General features: G+C 60.6%; 18 protein-coding genes and 3 tRNA genes. 8 read left to right on the top strand and 13 right to left on the bottom strand.

Annotation, left to right across the window (positions count from 1 at the left end; genetic code table 11):
* Positions 1-89: 89 nt before the first annotated feature.
* The 7 genes from BN1139_RS20160 to pspA all read right to left on the bottom strand — a co-directional run bounded on the left by BN1139_RS20160 (position 90) and on the right by pspA (position 6,468).
* Positions 90-1,235, bottom strand: coding sequence for an ABC transporter substrate-binding protein (locus tag BN1139_RS20160; RefSeq protein ID WP_005352657.1), 1,146 nt, complete (start codon positions 1,233-1,235; stop codon positions 90-92).
* Between the two features lie 197 nt (positions 1,236-1,432).
* On the bottom strand, positions 1,433-2,356 hold the full coding sequence (locus BN1139_RS20155; RefSeq protein WP_005346246.1) for a LysR family transcriptional regulator: 924 nt from the start codon (positions 2,354-2,356) through the stop codon (positions 1,433-1,435).
* A gap of 190 nt (positions 2,357-2,546) precedes the next feature.
* A complete protein-coding gene (locus BN1139_RS20150) occupies positions 2,547-3,578 on the bottom strand; it encodes a YcjF family protein (RefSeq protein ID WP_005352660.1) in 1,032 nt (343 codons plus the stop codon).
* 53 nt (positions 3,579-3,631) lie between these two features.
* Positions 3,632-5,038, bottom strand: coding sequence for a YcjX family GTP-binding protein (locus BN1139_RS20145; RefSeq protein ID WP_005352663.1), 1,407 nt, complete (start codon positions 5,036-5,038; stop codon positions 3,632-3,634).
* Positions 5,039-5,140: 102 nt separating this feature from the next.
* Complete coding sequence (gene pspC / locus BN1139_RS20140) at positions 5,141-5,545, bottom strand: envelope stress response membrane protein PspC (protein WP_005333670.1); 405 nt, start codon at positions 5,543-5,545, stop codon at positions 5,141-5,143.
* A complete protein-coding gene (pspB, locus tag BN1139_RS20135; protein ID WP_005333672.1) occupies positions 5,542-5,778 on the bottom strand; it encodes an envelope stress response membrane protein PspB in 237 nt (78 codons plus the stop codon). Before pspB ends, pspC begins: the two co-directional genes overlap by 4 nt.
* Positions 5,779-5,781: 3 nt before the next feature.
* On the bottom strand, positions 5,782-6,468 hold the full coding sequence (gene pspA, locus BN1139_RS20130) for a phage shock protein PspA (protein WP_005352666.1): 687 nt from the start codon (positions 6,466-6,468) through the stop codon (positions 5,782-5,784).
* A gap of 196 nt (positions 6,469-6,664) precedes the next feature.
* On the opposite strand from pspA, the gene pspF reads away from it, so the two are divergent.
* The 6 genes from pspF to BN1139_RS20100 all read left to right on the top strand — a co-directional run bounded on the left by pspF (position 6,665) and on the right by BN1139_RS20100 (position 13,106).
* Positions 6,665-7,693, top strand: a complete 1,029-nt coding sequence (gene pspF, locus BN1139_RS20125; RefSeq protein WP_005352668.1) for a phage shock protein operon transcriptional activator — start codon at positions 6,665-6,667, stop codon at positions 7,691-7,693.
* Between the two features lie 108 nt (positions 7,694-7,801).
* Entirely contained in the window at positions 7,802-9,397 is a 1,596-nt protein-coding gene (gene sapA / locus BN1139_RS20120) for an ABC transporter substrate-binding protein SapA (protein ID WP_040069341.1), read from the top strand.
* Positions 9,398-9,399: 2 nt separating this feature from the next.
* On the top strand, positions 9,400-10,359 hold the full coding sequence (locus tag BN1139_RS20115; RefSeq protein ID WP_005333676.1) for an ABC transporter permease: 960 nt from the start codon (positions 9,400-9,402) through the stop codon (positions 10,357-10,359).
* A gap of 35 nt (positions 10,360-10,394) precedes the next feature.
* Complete coding sequence (locus BN1139_RS20110) at positions 10,395-11,288, top strand: ABC transporter permease subunit (protein ID WP_005333677.1); 894 nt, start codon at positions 10,395-10,397, stop codon at positions 11,286-11,288.
* Entirely contained in the window at positions 11,288-12,286 is a 999-nt protein-coding gene (locus BN1139_RS20105) for a peptide ABC transporter ATP-binding protein (RefSeq protein ID WP_005333679.1), read from the top strand. The genes BN1139_RS20110 and BN1139_RS20105 overlap by 1 nt, the downstream gene beginning before the upstream one ends.
* Before the next feature lie 34 nt (positions 12,287-12,320).
* Positions 12,321-13,106 carry a peptide ABC transporter ATP-binding protein gene (locus BN1139_RS20100; RefSeq protein WP_005333681.1) on the top strand — a complete coding sequence of 262 codons (786 nt, stop codon included), beginning with the start codon at positions 12,321-12,323 and terminating at the stop codon, positions 13,104-13,106.
* Positions 13,107-13,211: 105 nt separating this feature from the next.
* On the opposite strand, the gene htpG is transcribed toward BN1139_RS20100, so the two are convergent.
* The 5 genes from htpG to BN1139_RS21510 all read right to left on the bottom strand — a co-directional run bounded on the left by htpG (position 13,212) and on the right by BN1139_RS21510 (position 18,533).
* A complete protein-coding gene (htpG, locus tag BN1139_RS20095) occupies positions 13,212-15,125 on the bottom strand; it encodes a molecular chaperone HtpG (RefSeq protein ID WP_005352676.1) in 1,914 nt (637 codons plus the stop codon).
* Positions 15,126-15,301: 176 nt separating this feature from the next.
* The gene (gene recR, locus BN1139_RS20090) at positions 15,302-15,904 is read right to left on the bottom strand and encodes a recombination mediator RecR (protein WP_005352677.1); all 603 of its coding nucleotides are present in this window, start codon (positions 15,902-15,904) and stop codon (positions 15,302-15,304) included.
* A 184-nt stretch (positions 15,905-16,088) separates the two neighbouring features.
* A tRNA-Ser gene (locus tag BN1139_RS20085) sits at positions 16,089-16,176 on the bottom strand.
* Positions 16,177-16,359: 183 nt separating this feature from the next.
* Positions 16,360-18,096, bottom strand: coding sequence for a C4-dicarboxylic acid transporter DauA (gene dauA, locus BN1139_RS20080; protein ID WP_005352679.1), 1,737 nt, complete (start codon positions 18,094-18,096; stop codon positions 16,360-16,362).
* A 275-nt stretch (positions 18,097-18,371) separates the two neighbouring features.
* On the bottom strand, positions 18,372-18,533 hold the full coding sequence (locus tag BN1139_RS21510; RefSeq protein WP_155396137.1) for a hypothetical protein: 162 nt from the start codon (positions 18,531-18,533) through the stop codon (positions 18,372-18,374).
* Between the two features lie 49 nt (positions 18,534-18,582).
* On the opposite strand from BN1139_RS21510, the gene BN1139_RS20075 reads away from it, so the two are divergent.
* Positions 18,583-18,658 (top strand) — tRNA-Asn (locus BN1139_RS20075).
* A gap of 4 nt (positions 18,659-18,662) precedes the next feature.
* Positions 18,663-18,738, top strand: a tRNA-Asn gene (locus tag BN1139_RS20070).
* Positions 18,739-18,963: 225 nt separating this feature from the next.
* Here BN1139_RS20070 and BN1139_RS20065 read toward each other — a convergent pair.
* Complete coding sequence (locus tag BN1139_RS20065; RefSeq protein WP_005352681.1) at positions 18,964-19,953, bottom strand: DUF2860 family protein; 990 nt, start codon at positions 19,951-19,953, stop codon at positions 18,964-18,966.
* Positions 19,954-20,078 lie beyond the last annotated feature (125 nt).

Below are 20,078 nucleotides of genomic sequence, written 5' to 3'. Positions count from 1 at the left end.
TATCCGCTCTCGGCAGTCGTGCAGAGGAGGCGCAGCGCCCCTGCAGTTGGCAAGGTGGCAGCGGTTCCGACCACCTTGCTCACCCCACCTTAGCGGCCGCCCAGAATGGCGATATAGTCGGAAACCCAGCGGTAATAGGGCACGCAAGTTCCCTGGCTCTTGCACTGGGAGACCGGAGTGCGCCAGAAGCGAACCCGATCGAAGTTGTCGATACCGTTGGTTTTGCACCCGGTCGGGCCCAGCAGGGCATTGCCCTCACAGGCGGCAGGTACCACAGGCACCGAGCCAAACCAGGCGGCGAGATCCCCCTGCAGCTTGTTGCTCAGGGAGTGCTCCAGCCACTTGTAAGCGCAGGTGAGGTTCTTGGCATCGCTGTGCACCATGCTGGTATCGGCCCAACCGGTGACCCCCTCTTTCGGCACAGTGGTGGCGATGGGCTGCTTGTCGGCGATCAGGGCGTTGGCCTGGAACGGCCAGGAGCCTGACGCAACCACTCCTTCATTCTTGAAGTCATCGATTTGAACGAAAGCATCATGCCAGTAGCGTCCCACCAGCTGGCGCTGCTTGCGCAGCAGATCGAGGGAGGCCTTGTACTGATCCTCGTTCAGCTCGTAAGGATCCTTGATGCCCAGCACGGGCTGATGGGTCATTAGATAGAGGGCGGCATCGGCGATGTGGATCGGGCCGTCAAAGGCCTGCACTCGCCCCTTGTTGGACTTGCCATCCGCTAGGGTCTGTTCCTCGAATACCACGTTCCAGGAGTCCGGTGCCTTGGGAAACACCTTGGTGTTGTACATCAGGATATTGCCGCCCCACTGATAGGGCACGCCGTAGTGCTTGCCATCCACAGTGTGCCAGGGGGCATTTTGCAGCCGGGGGTCAATCTTGCTGTAGCTCGGGATGAGTGCCAGATTGAGCGCCTGCACCTTGCCACCAGCAATCAGACGCAGACTGGCATCGCCGGAGGCGGTCACCAGATCGAAGCCCCCCTCGTTCATCAACGCCACCATCTCGTCCGAGGTGGCCGCCGTCTTGACGTTCACCTTGCAGCCGGTCTCTTTCTCGAATCCGGTCACCCAGTCGTAGTTCTTGTCGGTCTCGCCACGCTCAACGTAGCCAGCCCAGGCCACGATATTGAGCTGGCCTTCACCCTTGCCGAGCTCGGTCGGGGCAGCCTGGGTCTGGCCTGCCAGCAGCGCCGGAACAAGAGCCAGCATCAGAGGGGTCAATTTCATCATGCACTCCTTGCATTGTGTTGACTTGCATCAGGTGAAGGAACGCCACCATGGGCGTTAACATCCTGTTAACCAGCAATGAGCTTAGGGGAGTGGCAATACGATGAATATTTCAATTTTTGGTGGCTCAGGTATCAGCTAAATCGATATCGAGTGCAGATGAATCTGATTTTTGGTGGCTACCCCGCAAGAGATGGCTAGCGAGGGAGCGCCTGACGGGCCCGCAACCGGCTTTGATCCCGCGCAATATCGATAAATTCCCGCGCCGTCCAATCCAGCCGAGAACCACGGCGCCACACCAGCCCGATATCGATGGCGGGAATGGGCTCCTTGATGGGGCGCGCCTCGACCCGCTCCTGCTCCAGCGACCAGGGGCGATAGGCAAAGTCGGGCAACAGGGCAACCCCGAGCTGGCTTGCCACCAGACTGCGCACCGCCTCCACCGACGCGGTGCGCAGCACGATACGGGGGGAGATGCCGTAGCGACGCAGGCCGCCACCGATGATCTGATCGAGCTGATCGGCGGTCAGCGAGATCATCGGCTCCTCCCCCAGCGCGGTGAGCGAGAGGGTCGACTCGGCGCAGAGCGGGTGATTGGCGGCCAGCCAGAGCCGCAGCGGCGAACGGGTCAGCAATTCGGTATCAAACGCCTCTTGCCGGATGGTGCGGTTGGTCATCAGGATCCCCACATCCACCTCGCCGTTGACGATCTGGTGCTCCAGAAAAGGCTGTTCATCCTCCTTCACCTCGATCTGTACCGCCGGAAAGGCACGGCGAAAGCGGCCAAGCGCCTCTGAGAGGTAGTAACCCGCCACCAATGTAGTCACGCCGATGGTGAGTCGTCCCTGATCCTGCTGGGCCACCGCTTTGAGGGAGTGGCTCGCCTCGGTCATGGCGCCGAGAATGCGGCGGGCGTGGAGCAAAAACTGGTGCCCCTGAGTGGTTAGGGTGACGCCGCGCGGATTGCGCTCGAATAGCGGGGCGCCGAGCTCGGTCTCCAGCTCGCGAATGGCGCTGGTGACCGCCGACTGGGAGATATGCAACTCGGCTGCGGCACGACTCACTGAAAAGCTGTCGGCCACGGCCACAAAATAACGGATCTGGCGAAAGGTAAAGTTCATCGGGCATCCTTGCCGATTGGTACTATTAGTGTGATTGGTAAGATTGGCTGCCAGCTTAACCGTAAACGGGCGCCTCGCCAAAACCGGACACTGCTGCCAACTCAATGATCTGCCGATTAAAACCATGCCCCTGCGGCTTGGCGAGCACAACAGGGGCATGGGTCATCGCAGCAAGGTGCAGACAGGGCTATCAGGATTTGTTGAGATATCCCGCCAACTGGCCGATCAGCCGCTTGCGCAGCTCGCCGAGTTTGGGTTTCTCGTCCGCACACCAGGGCAGCGGGCGGCACGCCTCTATGGTGCGCAGGCCAAGGCGAGCGGTGAGCAGCCCGGCCCCCACCCCTTGCGCCGCGCGGGCAGAGAGCTTGGCGGCAAACTCGGCGCCCAACAAGTCCATCCCCACCTCGGTCACCAGCTCGGTGGCACCGGCGTAGAGCATGTTGCGAAACACCTGACGGATGAGGCGAATCCGGCTCCAGTAACCAAGTTCGATGGCGTAGACATCGGCGATATCCTCGATCATCCGCAGGTTGCGCCACAACATCAGCATCATGTCGACGGTGGCGAGCGGGCTCAGGGCCACCAGCACCGCGGCCTCCCCCGACCATTTGGCCACCCGCGCCTGCGCCAGTTTGTCGCGCTCGCTCAATACCAGCTGACTGTAGAGGGTCAGCACCTCCCGATCGCTGTGGCTCTCATCGAGCTGGGCCAGCCAGGTTTGATACCCCTCGCGCCCCTTGTCGCCACTTTTGACCGCCAGCCCTTCGCAAAAGGCCTGCCCCTGCCCGACTCCCTGATGGGCCAGCAGATCCTCGGCACGCGAGCGTACATCCTGGCGCCGTTTGAGGGTGCGCAGACGCAGCCACTCGCGCCCCACCACGCTGGCGGTACCCGCCGCAACCAGCGCCGAGGCCGCCAACCAGGCGCTGCCCCAGAGCGGAGTGGTGAGAAATTGATCGTAAAGGAAAGCGCCATATTGGCCCAACGAGAGCAGACCGACCGCCCCCAGCCCCCACGCCAACAACCGATGGCGGCGACGCGGTTTGCTGACGAGGGCACTCTCCACCTCGGTGAGCTCGTCCAGCTCGTCGAGGCGCTCGAAACTCGCCTCCTCCAGCCGCTGGGCCGGCGCGGGCGGGCGCTCGTCACTGGCCACCGTCAAGGCAGGCTCAAGGATCACCTTGCCCTGCAGCGGTGGCCGCTCTTTTATCTGATCGTTCATCGCATTGTTCTCCTGTGCGCAGCCTTCGGCTCAGGTGCCAAGACCGCACACCGTTATTCGAGGTGATCCCCAAGCAGAAACTCCAGCGCCGCATCGAGCCGGATATGAGGCAGCGCCTGATGGGCGCTCATGGGCATGGGGCGAAACGCCTGAAAATCAAAGCCCTGACTGTTCCACCACTGCGCAGGCGGAATATGGGGTGGCACTTCACCCGGGAACAGCAGCAGCGGCTCACCGCTCAGGCTGGTGCCACGGATGGCGGGAAACTCGCGGCCATTGGCTACCCCCTTGCCCACCTCGGTCGCCTTGATGGCGGCCAGCGCCAAGCACTCGGTGGTGATCCCCTCAAAACGGGCCTGGCCGCGGCCGCTGCGCACCAGATGCTGCAGCAGTGAGACCATGGGCCCATGCTGTTCGGGGGTGACGTGATCGGCCTTGCTCGCCACAAACAGCAGCTTGTCGATACGGGGCGAGAAGAGTCGCCGCCACCAGTTGCTCTTGCCGTAGGCAAAGCTCTCCATGATACGGGCGATGGCCTGCTGCATGTCGCCAAAGCTGGCCGCCCCGGCGTTGAGGGGCTGCAGGCAATCCACCAGCACGATCTGGCGATCAAAGCCGGCAAAGTGCTGCTCGTAAAAACCCTGCACCAGATGCTGTTTGTACTGCTCGAAGCGCTGTTTGAGGGTGGCATAAAGGGTGCCATCGGCGGGCTCGCCGACGGGCATCTCCCACACCCAGGGGACAAACTGCAGCATGGGGGCACCGGCATACTCACCCGGCAAGACGAAACGGCCGGGCTGGATCAGGTGCAGCCCCAGCTCCTGTTTGCAAGCATGCAAGTAGGCGGTGTAGCGCTCGGCCAGCTCAGCCACCGGTCGTTCTTCGAAGCGCTGCTCAGCCTGCCCCCCGGGGGTCAACCAGCTGGCGGCAAGCGCCTGCAGCTCGGGACGACGCAGCTGTTCGCGCACCTGTTCGCTCCACTGCTCGTAGTTCATCTCAAGGAGCGGCAAGTCGAGCAGCCACTCCCCGGGGTAATCCACCAGATCCACGTAGAGGGTGGAGATCTCCCCCAGATGCTTGCGCAGGGGGTGGCGGGTGCGATAACGAATTTCGAGGCGCACCTCGGCCACGCCGCGAGTGGGCTCGGGCCAGGCAGGTGGATCGCCAAACAGGGAGTCGAGGCCACGTTCGTAGGCGAAGGTGGGGATGTGGGCATTGAGCTGCGGCACCCGGCGGGCACCGAGGATGCGCCCCTGACGCAGGGCATCCCACAACGGCAAACGGCCGTCGATGGCCGCGTGCTCCAGCTGGTTGACCAGCGCCGTGATAAAGGCGGTTTTGCCGCTGCGAGAGAGGCCGGTCACCGCCAGCCGAATATGGCGATCCCGCACCCGGTTCACTACGTCGTTCGCCTTGTGTTGCAGGCGAGTCAACTTCTGTTCCAGTTTATTGAGTATCAAGGCTTGATCCGTTCTCCCTTGGTGGTTGCATCTGGATAGCTGGTGTCGATGGTGGCGCATCACGGGAGGCGCCGCCATCGACATTGAGTGCTTGAGCAAGAACTACAGCTTGCGAAACTCCCGCTGCAGGGTGAACTCCCTGGAGGTCACCAGCTTCTCGATCCGCTGAACTCTGGGCTCCAGCGCGTCAAGTTCCTGCGCGATGCGGCCCAGCGCCTGATGAGGGGTGATCCCCGCCTGCCAGCTGCGCGCTTTCATCCGCACCTCGGCAAAGTCGGCATCCTCTTGCGAATAGAGGGTGACCGGCTTTTTGTCGAGCAAGAACCAGGCGGCGATATAGGCGGTGAAGGTAATGAAACCGGCGAAGATAAGGCCACTGATGGCGAGCAGCCGCACGATCCAGGTCTCCACCCCGAAATACTCAGCCAAACCGGCACAGATCCCGGCTATCTTGCCACGCTGGGGATCACGATAGAGGTTACGCCCTTCACGACTGACACTGCTCATACCTTGTTCCTCCAACCGGGTACTTCCGCATCCAGAATCGACTCCAGCGCGCCCACTCGCTCCTGCATCTTCTCGGTGCGAGCCAGCAGCCCTTGCAGCTGTTCCCGCTCGCTATCGGCAAGACCGGCGCCAATCCGCCCCTTGGCACGATAGTGCAGCACCAGCCAGATGGGGGCTACCACCACCATGAAGACCACCATGGGAACCATCAATACGCCCAGCAGATCTTCCATCTGTTACTCCCCCTGTTTGCCTTCGCTTTTACTGTCGCCCTGGCCCAGCTTCTGGCGCATCGCTTCCAGCTCGCGGCTTATCTGATCGTCCACTTCCAGCTCGGCAAACTGCTGCGCCAGCGCCTTGTCGGACTGACCCAGATCGGCGCGCGCTTCCATTTCGTCGATGCGACGCTCCATCCGCTCGAACTTGCTCACCACCGCCTGGCTCTCGCCACGGGCGACCTGACTCTGCACATTGAGACGGCTGCTGGCCGCTTCGGTGCGAATGGCCATCGCCCTTTGACGGGCGCGGGCATCTTCCAGCTTGGCTTCGAGCTGACGGATCTCTTCACCCAGCTTCTCGATGCCGCTGTCGACCGCCTGCTGCTCGCGGTAGAGGGTCTCTGACAACTCGGTCTGTTTCTTCTTCTCGATAAGGGCGGCGCGGGCCAGATCTTCACGTCCCTTGGTCAGGGCCAGCTCGGCCTTGGCTTGCCACTCATCGACCCGCTCCTGATGACGGGCGACCTGACGACCAATCTCTTTCTGGCTGGCGAGGAAGCGGGCCAGATTGGAGCGCTCCTTGACCAACTCGTCCTCCATCTCCTGGATGATCAGGCGCACCATCTTCTGGGGATCTTCTGCCTTGTCGAGCAGGGCCGTCAGGTTGGAATTGATGATGTCGGCCAGACGGGAAAAAATACTCATGATTGCACTCCTGTTATTGGCATGGCGTTGTTTCTCCATTGACAATGGCAACTTGTGTGCCAATCTGGAACAAAATTTAACTTGTTGATTTATATGGGGCAGAATAGCCGGATTGCAAGATGCCTCGCGCAAGTGATGATTAAAATCACCAACTTTTGGTAAGATTGACCAGCTTTTACAACTGACAGGGATCACTATGACCACGGCCACGGAAAGCCTGCTGGGGGAATCCAACGCATTTCTCGAGATCATTGAGCAGGCCTCACGGCTCGCCCCCCTGCGCAAACCCGTGCTGATCATCGGTGAGCGGGGGACGGGCAAGGAGCTGATCGCCCACCGCCTACATTATCTCTCGGCGCGCTGGGATCAAAGCTTTGTCACCATCAACTGCGCCACCCTGAGCGAGAGCCTGCTGGAGACCGAGCTGTTCGGTCACGAAGCGGGATCGTTTACCGGCGCGGCCAAGCGGCATCAGGGCCGCTTCGAGCGGGCCGATGGCGGCACCCTGTTCCTTGACGAGCTGGCCACCACCAGCACCAGGGTGCAGGAGAAGTTGCTGCGGGTCATCGAGTATGGCGAGTTCGAGCGGGTGGGTGGGGCCAAGCCCCTCAAGGTGGATGTGCGGCTGGTCTGCGCCACCAACGAGGATCTCCCTGCGCTGGCCGACAAGGGGCAGTTTCGCCACGATCTGCTCGATCGGCTCGCGTTTGATGTGATCACCCTCCCCCCCTTGCGGGAGCGGCGGGAAGATATCCTGATGCTGGCGGAGCACTTCGCCCACAGCATGACCCGGGAGCTGGGCTATCCGCTGTTTGCCGGTTTCTCGCGCAAGGCAACCCAGCTGCTGCTGGATTACCACTGGCCGGGCAACGTGCGGGAGCTGAAGAACGTGGTGGAGCGCAGTATCTATCGTCAGGGCAATCCCCAGTTGCCGCTCTCGACCCTGGTGCTCAACCCGTTTGATTCCCCCTGGCGACCACAGGTCACGCAACCTGCGCAAGAGGACCGAAGCGAGGTACAATCTGCATCCCCCCTCGCCCTGCCGCTCGATCTCAAGCAGGCGGTGGCGGAGTACGAGATTAATTTACTCAAGCAAGCGATGCAGCAATCCCAGTATAATCAGCGCAAAGCCGCTCAACTGCTGGCCTTAAGCTATCACCAGTTCCGTGGCATGCTACGCAAATATCAGCTGCTGGATGGCGATAACGATGCAGAACAAGAGTGAAGGAGTGCGGTTGATGCCGACTCCAGCAACACGCCAGCCTTCGCGCTGGCACATTTGTATCAAAACGTGCGTACAAAACCCCTATAAGAACATGGTTCAACAATGAGAATGCTCACACCCTTGCTGCTGGGTATGCTGGTGCTGGTCACCGGCTGCCAGAAGCAACCCGAGGCCTCCAAAACCGGACTCATCTATTGTGCTGAGGGATCCCCCCTCTCCTTCAATCCCCATGTTTCCAACTCCGGGGTGACACTGGATGCCAGTGCCCGTCCGCTCTACGACCGCCTGCTGGAGGTGAACCCCAACACCCTGGCGCTGGAGCCGGCGCTCGCTACCAACTGGCATGTCAGCGAGGATGGCCTCACCTATACCCTGACCCTGCGCAAGGGGGTGACGTTTCACCATACCCCCTGGTTCAAGCCCACCCGCACTTTCAATGCCGATGACGTGGTCTTTACCTATGCCCGCCAGCTGGACGAGCAGCACCCCTATCACAATGTCTCCGGCGGAGATTACCCCTACTTCTACAGCCTGGGGCAAGATCTGCTGATCAAGCGGGTGAGCAAGAAGGGGCCGCAGACGGTGGTATTCGAGCTGAATCAGCCGAACGCCTCCTTCCTCGCCACTCTGGCCAGCGACTATGCGGTGATCCTCTCCGCCGAATACGCCGAGCAGATGTTGCAGGCGGGCACGCCAGCCCTGCTGGATAGCCGCCCCATCGGCACCGGGCCGTTCAGCTTCAAGGAGTATCGCCACAACGAGTTCATTCGCTATCTGCGCCACCCCGGCTACTGGGGTGGAGATGCCAAGATTGAACAGCTGGTCTACGACATCACCCCCAAATCCGCCAAACGGCTGGCCAAGCTGCTGACCGGCGAGTGCGACGTGATGAGCACCCCTTCCGCCAGCCAGCTCTCGGTGATCAAGCAAAATCCGGCGCTCAGTCTCTCGGTCCAGTCGGGGATGAACGTCGCCTTTTTGGCCCTCAATACCCGCAAGCCGCCGTTCAACAACGTCAAGGTGCGTCAGGCCATTGCCAGCGCCATCAATATCGACAACCTGCTTCAGGCGGTCTATTTCGATACCGGCCTGCCCGCCAACAGCCTGCTGCCGACCCTCTCATGGGGGTACAACCCCAGCCTGCCCGAGCGCAAACCCGATCTGAAACGGGCGCGCCAGCTGCTCAAGGAGGCGGGACTGGAGAAAGGGTTCGAGATGCAGGTGCTGGTACAGCCAGACGCCCGCCCCTACAACCCGGATGCGGTCAAGACCGCCCAGCTGATCCGCAGCGATCTGGCCAAGGTCGGGATCAAGCTCAAGATCGTGCAACGGGAGTGGCCGGTGATCGAAGGGCGCCTCACCAAGGGGCAGTACGACAGCTTGCTCTCCGGCTGGATTGCCGACAACGCCGACCCGGACAACTTCTTCCGCCAGCTGCTGAGCTGCTCGGCAGTGGAGCGCGGCAACAACTACAGCCGCTGGTGTAGCCCGGCCTTCGATCAGTTGCTGGATGATGCGGTCACCACGCCCCAGCTCTCGTTCCGGCTGCGTAACTACTACTATGCCCAGACCCTGCTTAACGAACAGCTGCCGCTGATCCCGCTGGCGCACGCCTTGCGTACCCAGGTCAGCCGCAGCGACATCGAGGGGCTGACGCTGATGCCCTTTGGCGGCACCTCCTTCAACCAGGCTCACAGGGAGTAAGCATGCTTCTATACACCTTGCGCCGCATCAACCTGCTGCTCATCACCCTGCTGGCGCTGACCTTTGTCGCCTATCTGCTGGACTATCGGCTGATCGGCCATCAACTCAGCTTCTGGAGCGGCTATCCCGACTTCCTGCGCCGCATTTTCGCAGGTGACCTGGGGCTCTCCAGCGTCTCCGGGCTGCCGGTGCTGGACGAGATCCGTCACTACTTCCCGGCGACCCTGATCCTCTGTCTGGCAGCGTTCGCCATCTCGCTGCTGGTGGGGATCCCCCTCGGCACCCTGGCGGCCCTGTCACAAGGCAAGACGCTGGATCTCTCCATCATGACTGCTGGTCTTATCGGCTATGCGGTGCCGGTGTTCTGGCTGGCGCTGCTGGTGGTAATGCTCTTTTCGCTGGATCTCGGCTGGTTGCCGGCGTCGGGCCAGATCAGCCTGCTCTACGACGTGCCCCCCATCACGGGCATCGCGGTGATCGATGTGCTGCTCAGCAACGAGCCCTGGCGGCAAGCGGCGCTGCACGATGCCCTGCGCCACCTGATCCTTCCGTCACTGGTGCTGGCGGTGGTGCCCACTACCGAGGTGATCCGCCATGTGCGCAGTTCCCTCATCGACGTGATGAAGCAGAACTACATCAAGGCGGCGGCGAGCCGGGGCCTTTCCAAGGCGCAGATCGTCTGGCGCCATGGTCTGAAGAACGCCTTGCCGCCGGTACTGCCGCTGCTGGGTCTGCAACTGGGTAGCGTGCTCACCTCCGCCATGATCACCGAGGTGGTGTTCGAGTGGCACGGGATCGGCCGCTGGCTCATCAGTAGCATCGCCCTGCAGGATTACGCCGCCATTCGCGGCGCAACCCTGGTGGTCGCCAGTTTCGTGATCCTGACCAGCGTCAGCACCGAGTTGCTGACCACCCTTATCTATCCGGCACGGCGCAAAGAGTTGTATGCCAAACAAGATTGAACGCGCTCATGGCGTGACCAGGAGCCAGGTATCCTATGCAAGATAAATCGAACATCTATCCCGAGCTCAAGATCCTCTCACCCCTTGAGCAGACGTGGGCCTCCTACAGCCGCAATCCGCTGGCGATGGCAGGGCTTTGGTGCTTTTTGCTGTTGCTGCTCATCACGCTGGTGGGGCCGCTGGTCGTCCCCTACGGCATCGATGAACAGCACACCGACAAGCTGCTGCTCGCCCCCTCGTGGGCGGCGACCGGCAACATCGACTACTTCCTCGGCACCGACGATCTGGGGCGTGACATGCTCTCCCGGCTGGTGGTGGGGGCGCGCCTCACTTTCGGTTATGCGCTGGTCGTGGTGGTGATCGCCATGGTGGTGGGCTCCGCCATCGGTATCCTCGGCGGGATGAGCAAGGGGCTCAAATCGAGCGTGCTGCACCACCTGCTCGATACCCTGCTCTCCATCCCCTCCCTGCTGATGGCCATCATCATGGTCGCCATCATGGGGCCGGGTTTTGGCAATACCCTGATAGCCATTACGCTCGCTTTGATCCCGCCCTTTATCCGGGCCACCTATAACGCAGTGCATGCCGAGATGCAGAAGGAGTACATCACCGCCAGCCGCCTCGATGGCTCGCCCCCCTTCCGGATCATGCGGCTGGCTATTTTGCCCAACATTGTCGAAACCCTGGTGGCCCAGACCACCCGCACCTTGTCGGCGGCCATTCTCGATATCTCGGCAGTCGGTTTTCTTGGCCTCGGCGCCCAGTCTCCCCAACCGGAGTGGGGCACCATGCTGGCCGATTCGAGCGACCTTATCTATCTCGCTCCCTGGACCGTCACCCTGCCCGGCATCGCCATCCTGTTCAGCGTGCTGGTGACCAATCTAGTTGGTGAAGGCATTCGCGAAGCACTCAAAGAGGGGAATGACTGATGCCGCTGCTCGATATTCGCAATCTCACCATCGAGATCGACACCCCACAAGGCAAGGTCAAGGCGGTGGACAAGGTGAGCCTGACCCTGACCGAGGGGGAGATCCGCGGTCTGGTGGGTGAATCCGGCTCCGGTAAAAGTCTGATCGCCAAGGTGATCGTCGGCATCGAGAAGGACAACTGGACGGTACGTGCCGACCGAATGCGCTTCAACGACATGGATCTGCTGACCATGGCTCCCAAGGAGCGCCGTCGCATCATGGGTCGCGAGATCGCCATGATCTTCCAGGACCCCATCAGCTGTCTCGACCCCTCCGAGGAGATCGGCACCCAGCTGGAAGAGGCGATCCCGACCGATTCGTTCGAAGGGCAATTCTGGCAGCGCTTCCAGTGGCGCAAGAAGAAAGCCATCGCCCTGCTGCACCGGGTAGGCGTCAAAGATCACCGCAAGGTGATGCGCGCCTATCCCCACGAGCTGTCGGATGGCATGTGCCAGAAGGTGATGATCGCCATGGCCATTGCCAACCAGCCGCGTCTGCTGGTAGCCGACGAGCCCACCAGCGCCATGGAGTCCACCACTCACTCCCAGATCCTGCGACTGCTGGACAAGATGAACAAGCTGGGTAATACCACCATCCTGATCATCAGCAACGACATCGCCGCCATCGCCAACCTGACCGATACCATCAACGTGATGTACTGCGGCCAGATGGTGGAGGTAGGCACCCGGGAGCAGATCCTCGAGACCCCGCATCACCCCTATACCGATGCCCTGCTCAAATCGATCCCCGACTTTGACAAGCTGGTGCGCCACAAGTCGCGCCTCGAGACCCTGCCCGGCGTCATCCCGCCGCTGCAACACCTGCCCATCGGCTGCCGTCTGGGGCCGCGCTGCCCCTACGCCCAGAAGCAGTGCGTGCAGACTCCGTTGATGAACAAGATCAAGGGCCATCAGTTCAGCTGTCACTTCCCGCTGAACATGGAGGAGCCAAAAAAATGATGACCGTTAATGCCCCCATGAAGGAGCCCCGCTTGTGATCGAGCCATCCCTGTTGCAGGTCAGAGGCCTTAGCAAAACCTACCAGAACCGCACCGGTCTGTTCCGTCGTCAGGCGGTGGAGGCGATCAAGCCCCTCTCGTTCGATCTCGAAGTGGGTCAGACCCTCGCCATCGTCGGCGAAGCTGGCTCCGGCAAGAGTACCCTCGCCCGCATTCTGGCTGGCATGATCGAACCCACCAGCGGCGACATCGCCATCGACGGCCAGCTGATGGTGCATGGCGATTACCAGACACGCTGCAAACTGCTGCGGATGATTTTTCAGGATCCCAACACCTCGCTGAACCGCAAGATCCGGGTCGGCCAGATCCTGGAAACCCCGCTGCGCCTCAACACCGAGATGACCGAGGAGGAGCGCCGTGAGAAGGTGGTGCAAACCCTGCGCATGGTGGGGATGCTGCCGGATCACGCCCTGTTCTATCCGCAGATGCTCTCCTCAGGTCAGCAACAGCGGGTGGCGCTGGCGCGGGCACTGATCCTCAACCCCAAGATAGTGGTGGCCGATGAGGCGCTCTCCACCCTGGATATCTCGGTACGCTCCCAGATCATCAATCTGCTGCTGGAGATGCAGGAGACCATGGGGCTGAGTTATGTGCTGGTAGCCAACGACCTGGGGATCGTCAGCCATATCAGTGACGAGGTGCTGGTGATGCACGAAGGTCGAGTGGTGGAGCGCGGCAAGACCCTCAAAGTGTTTGCCGATCCCCAACATGAGGTGACTCGCCGTCTCATCCAGAACTACAACAACGAATACCGCAAATAGAGAGGCGCTGGCCGCCTCCCTTGCCGCTATGTTTCGCCGAGCTCACTCGGCGGGATCAAAAAAGCCCACTGCATGCAGTGGGCTTTCTGTTACCGGCGTTGCTGCTTAGGCTTGCAGCAGCAGACGGTTGATGCGGGAGACGAAGCTCGCCGGATCGTTCAGCCCGCCCTGCTCGGCCAGCTGGGCCTGTTCGTGCAGCAGGGTGACCCACTCACCGAACAGTGCCTCGTCTTCAATGGTGTCGAGTTTCTTCACCAGCGCATGGTCAGGGTTGAGCTCCAGAATGTACTTCTGCTCCGGTACCGGTTGGCCGGCCGCGCGCATCAGCTTGATCATCTGGGTGCTCATACCGTAGGCGTCGGTGACGATGCAAGAAGGTGAGTCGGTCAGACGGTGGGTGACACGCACCTCTTTCACTGCATCGCCCAGGCTCTTCTTGACCCGCTCCACCAGACCGGCGTTGGCCTTTTCTGCCTCTTCCTGGGCCTGCTTGGAGGCTTCGTCTTCCAGATCGCCGAGATCCAGTTCGCCACGGGTGACGGAGATAAGCTGCTTGCCGTCGAACTCGGTCAGGTGGCTCATCAGCCACTCATCCACACGCTCCCACATCAGCAGCACTTCGACACCCTTCTTGCGGAAGATCTCGAGGTGCGGGCTGTTCTTGGCTGCAGCATAGGAGTCAGCAGTGATGTAGTAGATCTTCTGCTGACCTTCCTTCATGCGGCCAACGTAATCCTCAAGAGAGACGGTCTGGGCTTCGCCCTCGCCCGCGGTGCTGGCAAAGCGCAGGAGCTTGGCGATCTCTTCGCGGTTGGCGTAATCCTCGGCCGGGCCCTCTTTGAGCACGTTACCGAACTCTTTCCAGAATTTGGCGTACTTCTCGGCATCGTCTTTCGCCAGCTTGGAGAGCATGGTCAGGACGCGCTTGGAGCAAGCCTTGCGCAGGGAGGCGGTCACCTTGTTGTCCTGCAGGATCTCGCGGCTAACGTTGAGAGGCAAATCGTTGGAGTCCAGCACCCCTTTGACGAAACGCAGGTAGGTCGGCATAAACTGCTCGGCGTCGTCCATGATGAAGACGCGCTGTACGTAGAGCTTCAGGCCGTGCTTCTGCTCGCGGTTGTAGAGGTCGAACGGTGCGCGGGCCGGTACGTAGAGCAGGCTGGTGTACTCTTGCGCCCCTTCCACCCGGTTGTGACCCCACAGCAGCGGATCTTCAAAGTCGTGGGCGACGTGCTTGTAGAACTCCTGATACTCCTCGTCCTTGATATCTTTCGGGTTGCGGGTCCACAGTGCCGTGGCGCGGTTGACCTGCTCCCACTCACCCGGGGTGCCGACGATGGTCTCACCATCCTCTTCGCGATCCGGGGTGCCTTCTTTGTACATCTCTACAGGCACGCTGATGTGATCGGAATATTTGCCCACCACGGAGCGCAGACGCCAGTCGTCGAGGAACTCGTCCTCTTCGGCGCGTAGGTGCAGGATAACGTCGGTTCCGCGACCCTCTTTGGTCACGTCAGCCACAGTGAAGGAGCCTTCCCCTTCCGATTCCCACTGTACGCCCTGCTCCGGAGCAGTACCGGCGGCACGGGAGACCACGGTCACCTTGTCGGCCACGATAAAGGCGGAGTAGAAACCGACCCCGAACTGGCCGATCAGTTGGGAATCCTTGCCCTGATCGCCGGAGAGGTTTTTGAAGAATTCGGCGGTGCCGGACTTGGCGATGGTACCCAGGTGCTCAATCACCTGATCACGGGTCATACCGATCCCGTTATCGGAGATGGTCAGGGTACGCTTCTCTTTGTCCACCACCAGACGCACACGCAACTGGCCGTCGTTTTCGAACAAAGAGGCATCGGAAAGCGCCTTGAAGCGCAGCTTGTCCGCCGCATCGGATGCGTTGGAGATCAGCTCGCGCAGGAATACTTCTTTGTTGGAGTAGAGGCTGTGAGCCATCAGGCTCAGCAGTTGTTTGACTTCAGTCTGAAAGCCGTGGGTTTCGGCATGAACACTTTGGGTCATGGACCAATCCTCAGAAACATCGGGTTGAACATATGCCCAACCTAGATGGGGACGGCCAATCAAATATCAAGGGGCGAGTGTGCAATCCAACTCACTCGCCCCTTCAAACCAGCTCAAACGGCTATTTATTGCCCAGCGCTACCGCTATTAATGCGGGGCAACTGGCTGGCGCCTTGCTATTTCAAGCGCTGGCGCCCCATCAGGGAGTGGGAGAGCGTAGTGCCATCCACCAGCTCCAGCTCGCCCCCTACCGGCACGCCATGGGCGATGCGGCTCACCTCTACCCCGGCGGTGCGGGCCATATCGGCGATATACCAGGCAGTGGCATCCCCTTCAATGGTGGGATTGGTGGCGAGGATCAGCTCGCTGATGTGCTCTTCCTTTAGACGGCGCTCGAGAATATCGAGCCCCAGCTCCTCCGGGCCGATCCCATCGAGTGGCGACAGATGGCCCATCAGCACAAAGTAACGACCGGAAAACTGACCGGTCTGCTCGATGGCCGCCACGTCCGCCGGGCTCTCCACCACACAAAGCAGACCGTTCTCTTCCCGCTTGGGATTGGCGCAGATATCGCAGCGATCGTTCTCGGTAAAGGTGCGGCAGTGGCTGCAGTGACCGATCTCGGTCAGGGCGCGAGAGAGCAGCTGGGCCAGACGCAAACCGCCGCTGCGCTCACGCTCGAGCAGGGTAAAAGCCATCCGCTGGGCAGACTTAGGCCCCACCCCCGGCAATACCTGCAGGGCTTTCATCATCTCATCGAGCAGGGGACTGAACTTCATAACACTCCTTACACGGGCCTGCCCCTCGTCACCACCAGGGCCACGACGGGTCAGCAAAACAGGATAACGCCATTGGCGCAGGACTATACCCGAGCCCGCCGCCCATCGCCATCGGCTTGCCCACAGCGCTCGCAAAAACGCGGATAGCAAAAAGCCCTGATGGAAACATCAGGGCTTTGCAATTTGGCGGTGAGGGAGGGATTCGAACCCTCGATACGTTGCCGTATACACACTTTCCAGGCGTGCTCCTTCAGCCACTCGGACACCTCACCAAATTTTTGCTCACTGCTTTATGTGCTTGAGCTGCACACTCGCTTGCGGACCATGCCGCGGCGACGGGGCGTAATGTAAGGGATACCATGGCTTTTGGTCAATGCAATTTTTTACTTTTTGCGTTCGTTTGCTCAATATCCGAACCAAGTGACCAAAAATATGCCGTTTTGTATCCCTTTCAATCAATTTACTGCCGCTTCGTGCAAATGTTCACCTTTGAGCGCCTCTTCCAGCGAGCCGTAGAATTCCAGCTTGCCGGGCTGCGGCCGCACCTTGGCACGGGCCAGGGTCTTGAGCGGTTGGAACTGCAACTCGGCCACCCGCAACTCGACACCGGCTTTAGCCATCTGCTTGCCAAAGTGGAGGAAGGCAGACAGGCCGCCCGCATCGAGGATGGAAACCGCCTCCATCTGCAACACCAGCACCTGGTGCCCTTTCACTTGCGCTTCCAGCTCGGCAAAGACCCGTTCGGCTGCGGCGAAGAAAAGCGGGCCGTTGATCTTGTAGAGCAGGCCGTTGTCCGGCACCTCGTGGGCATAGCGCTTGTGCTCGGCCAAATCGTGCAGTTTGGTCATCTTGGCGATTTCGCGCATAAAGAGCAGGGACGCCAGGATCACCCCGAAGGTGATGGCGATGACCATGTCGAAGATAACGGTGAGCGACAGGCAGACCAGCAGCACCAGCACATCGGATTTGGGCGCGCGTCGGATCAGCTCCACCACCTTGTGCGCTTCACTCATGTTCCAGGCCACGATGAGCAGCAAGGCAGCCATGGCCGAGAGCGGCAACCAGGAGAGCCAGGGGGCCAACACCAGAATGGCGGCCAGCACCACCAGCGCATGAACGATCCCCGAGACGGGGGACGTAGCGCCGGCACGCACGTTGGCGGCAGAGCGGGCGATGGCTGCGGTAGCGGTAATACCGCCAAAGAAGGGGGCGAAGATGTTGCCAAGCCCCTGCCCCACCAGTTCGGCGTTGGAGCTGTGTTTGCGACCGGTCATCCCATCGAGTACCACGGCGCAGAGCAGCGATTCGATCGCCCCCAGCATCGCCATGGAGAAGGCGGCAGGCAGCAGCCGCTCAACAGCCGCCAGGTTCCATTCAACTGGCAAGCCATCAGGTCCGGGCAAGGCCCAGGGCATCACCAGGGTCGGCGCGATGGGCGGGATCCCCATCCCCTGGGTGCCATCGGCCAGGGTATAGCTGAACTTGCTGCCGATGGTGGCCACATCCACCCCAAAGTAATGGAGGCCAAAACCCAGACCCACCCCGACCAGCACCGCGGGCAGGTGGCCGGGCACCGGCAGACGCAGGCGCGGCCAGAGCAGCAGCACGACCAGCGTTGCGACCCCCACCAGGGTATCGCCCCACTGCCAGCTTGGCAGGGCGGCGGCCAGCGCTTCGACCTTGCCCAGATAGGTTTCCGGCATCTCGGGCACGCTCAGTCCAAAGAAGTCCTTGATCTGCAAGGTAGCGATCACGATGGCGATACCACCGGTAAAGCCCAGCGTCACTGACGGGGGAATGTACTCGATAAGGCGGCCAAGACGGGCCATCCCCATCGCCACCAGAAAAAGGCCGGAGATGAGCGTCGCCATCAACAGACCACCGACCCCGAACTGCTGGGCGACAGGATAGAGGATCACCACAAAGGCAGCGGTTGGGCCGGAGATGGAGTAGCGGGAGCCACCGGTCACGGCGATCACGATTCCGGCAATGATGGCGGTATAGAGACCGTGTTGCGGCGGCACACCGCTGGCAATGGCCAGCGCCATGGCGAGCGGGATGGCGATGATGCCCACCGTCACACCGGCGATAAGATCACGGCCGAAGCGGGCCATGCTGTAGGGTTCATCAATACAGGACTGGCGTAAGGCTATGGCGAGCTTCACGCTATTTAAAGAGGCTTGCTTGTGCATGTATATCGTAATACCAGAAGAGGGAGATAAAGGCCGGAGAGATCCGGCGCCCGATCATCATCAAGGGCCGGCAGGGCTGTCGACGCGGCGATGGTATCCTGCGTAACCTTACTCCAGACGGGCCATTTTTTCGATGGGCAGGATCAATGAAACTCGCCCTTACCCATTATTTGGCTTATTTGCCGCCAAATCGCCGATCTTGACTCCAGCTCTCCCCTTTTTAGCCACAAAAATTACCATTTGAGCCTCACTTAGTTGCCAGCACGTTCGCGACATCATGCTGGCATCATCAGGTTGATGCGAACCGAACCAATGCCCCCTGCGCCGGTTGGGAGCGTGATGGCAAGGGACTGATTGTGCTGAAAATAAACCACAAAGCGCAACTTTTGGGCAAACAGTCCGAAAATCCGGTTTTCGGGAAATTCGCGGGTTGACACCCGCCGCCCTGGTCATTAATATTCGCCCCGTCTTAACGAGACAGGCAATTCCTCCTTAGTTCAGTCGGTAGAACGGCGGACTGTTAATCCGTATGTCACTGGTTCAAGTCCAGTAGGAGGAGCCACTTTTCCCTCGTAGTTCAGTCGGTAGAACGGCGGACTGTTAATCCGTATGTCACAGGTTCAAGTCCTGTCGAGGGAGCCAAATTCTAAAGCCCAGCCTTTTGGCTGGGCTTTTTCGTATCTGCTGTTCGCCCCCTTCCCTGTCACGCGCGCCCTTCAAATGCCCTCTGTCATAACGTCTCTTGTCTGCATGTGATGACCAACCTGCATACAGCTTGAATTGTCTATTGAGCTCCATCCCATAAACAATAGAGCTGGATTGACCAGCCCCTGTGTGTACACCTCATCTCGCTGCCGGATGCCGGGATCAGAAGCGGTAGAGCAGGCCCGTGGTGATGCTGGTGGCGCGAATGTCGTAAAAGTCGATCCAGGAGTCTGCATTGGCGTAGCTGGCGCTCAGGAGTGCAGAGAGCGGCGCAATGCCAAACAGCTGGTGCCAGAAGAGGGTGGCATCGATGGCCATGTCGCGGCTGTCGGCACGCTGGCCAAACAGCGGGTTGGCCTCGTCATAGTCGCGCTTGCCCAGATAGAGGTTGCTGACAAATGACCAGCGAGGCGAGGTTTTGGCGTAGGTGAGCTGCAACCCCTTGCTCACATAAGACTCGGCACTGCCCGCCAGATCAGCCTTCTCATAGCGCAATGCTGGCTCGAGGAACTGATCGTCTGTTAGCCGGAACTGGTAGGAGAGCTCGGCGAAGTTGACCCGGCCATTGCGATCCAGCATCCCCATCACAGCGCGACCATATTGCTCGCCGCTGGACTCCCCATCCACCTTGACGTCGCGGCTGGTGATGCTGCCACTGAACGCGCTGCCCCAGATGTTGTCCCACGCCAAACGGGCGCCGTGGGATCGCACATCACAGTCCTGACGAGCTACACCCACCGCAAAGGGATCGCGCCAGACCTTGACCGGGGTGGCATTGAAAACCAGCGAACCGGCCACGATCCCCTTGTCCCCCAGTTGCTGGCGCAGCCCGAACTGCTGGGTACCGTCGCCACGAATGGCATCCTGAATGAGGTTGCCCAAAAACAGCTGGCTACCGGTGGAGGCAAAGGTGTAGCGCAGATCCCCGTTGATCACCGGATCAAGGTGGCGCTGCTGCGCCGCAGCCCCCAAAGCGTCAATACGCTCGCTACCTGCATTCCCCGTGGCAAAATTGGACTTGGTCTCGCCAACGCTGGCCCCCGCCAGCACACTGCCGGAAAAACCAGATTCCCCGGGAATGGCTCCCAGCTCTTGTGCCTGAACCCCGCTTGCAACCAGCATCCCCATACTCAACAGCAGACCAATACGCATCGCAACACTCCTGGCAAGCGGCCACTCTCGGTGGGCCGAGCCTGATAAATAGGAGGGAGGCAGTCGCCCCCCTGAATTGAGAAGCGGCATGTTACGGCAGGGAAAATGTCTAGTCCTGAAATAGG

The organism is Aeromonas veronii bv. veronii, from assembly GCF_000820225.1.
Taxonomy (GTDB): domain Bacteria; phylum Pseudomonadota; class Gammaproteobacteria; order Enterobacterales; family Aeromonadaceae; genus Aeromonas; species Aeromonas veronii.
Note: the sequence above shows the minus strand (reverse complement) of the source record. Positions and strands in the feature narration are given on the sequence as shown.

Bases quoted from the DNA above. Each gene is read 5' to 3' on its own strand.
- recR (WP_005352677.1), bottom strand. From the start codon at position 15,904: ATGAAGTTCAGTCCCCTGCTCGATGAGATGATGAAAGCCCTGCAGGTA.
- pspA (WP_005352666.1), bottom strand. From the start codon at position 6,468: ATGAGTATTTTTTCCCGTCTGGCCGACATCATCAATTCCAACCTGACG.
- htpG (WP_005352676.1), bottom strand. From the start codon at position 15,125: ATGACCCAAAGTGTTCATGCCGAAACCCACGGCTTTCAGACTGAAGTC.
- BN1139_RS20065 (WP_005352681.1), bottom strand. From the start codon at position 19,953: ATGCGTATTGGTCTGCTGTTGAGTATGGGGATGCTGGTTGCAAGCGGG.
- pspF (WP_005352668.1), top strand. From the start codon at position 6,665: ATGACCACGGCCACGGAAAGCCTGCTGGGGGAATCCAACGCATTTCTC.
- BN1139_RS20110 (WP_005333677.1), top strand. From the start codon at position 10,395: ATGCAAGATAAATCGAACATCTATCCCGAGCTCAAGATCCTCTCACCC.
- BN1139_RS20150 (WP_005352660.1), bottom strand. From the start codon at position 3,578: ATGAACGATCAGATAAAAGAGCGGCCACCGCTGCAGGGCAAGGTGATC.
- BN1139_RS20155 (WP_005346246.1), bottom strand. From the start codon at position 2,356: ATGAACTTTACCTTTCGCCAGATCCGTTATTTTGTGGCCGTGGCCGAC.
- BN1139_RS20160 (WP_005352657.1), bottom strand. From the start codon at position 1,235: ATGAAATTGACCCCTCTGATGCTGGCTCTTGTTCCGGCGCTGCTGGCA.
- dauA (WP_005352679.1), bottom strand. From the start codon at position 18,096: ATGCACAAGCAAGCCTCTTTAAATAGCGTGAAGCTCGCCATAGCCTTA.
- pspB (WP_005333672.1), bottom strand. From the start codon at position 5,778: ATGGAAGATCTGCTGGGCGTATTGATGGTTCCCATGGTGGTCTTCATG.
- BN1139_RS20105 (WP_005333679.1), top strand. From the start codon at position 11,288: ATGCCGCTGCTCGATATTCGCAATCTCACCATCGAGATCGACACCCCA.
- sapA (WP_040069341.1), top strand. From the start codon at position 7,802: ATGCTCACACCCTTGCTGCTGGGTATGCTGGTGCTGGTCACCGGCTGC.
- BN1139_RS20115 (WP_005333676.1), top strand. From the start codon at position 9,400: ATGCTTCTATACACCTTGCGCCGCATCAACCTGCTGCTCATCACCCTG.
- pspC (WP_005333670.1), bottom strand. From the start codon at position 5,545: ATGAGCAGTGTCAGTCGTGAAGGGCGTAACCTCTATCGTGATCCCCAG.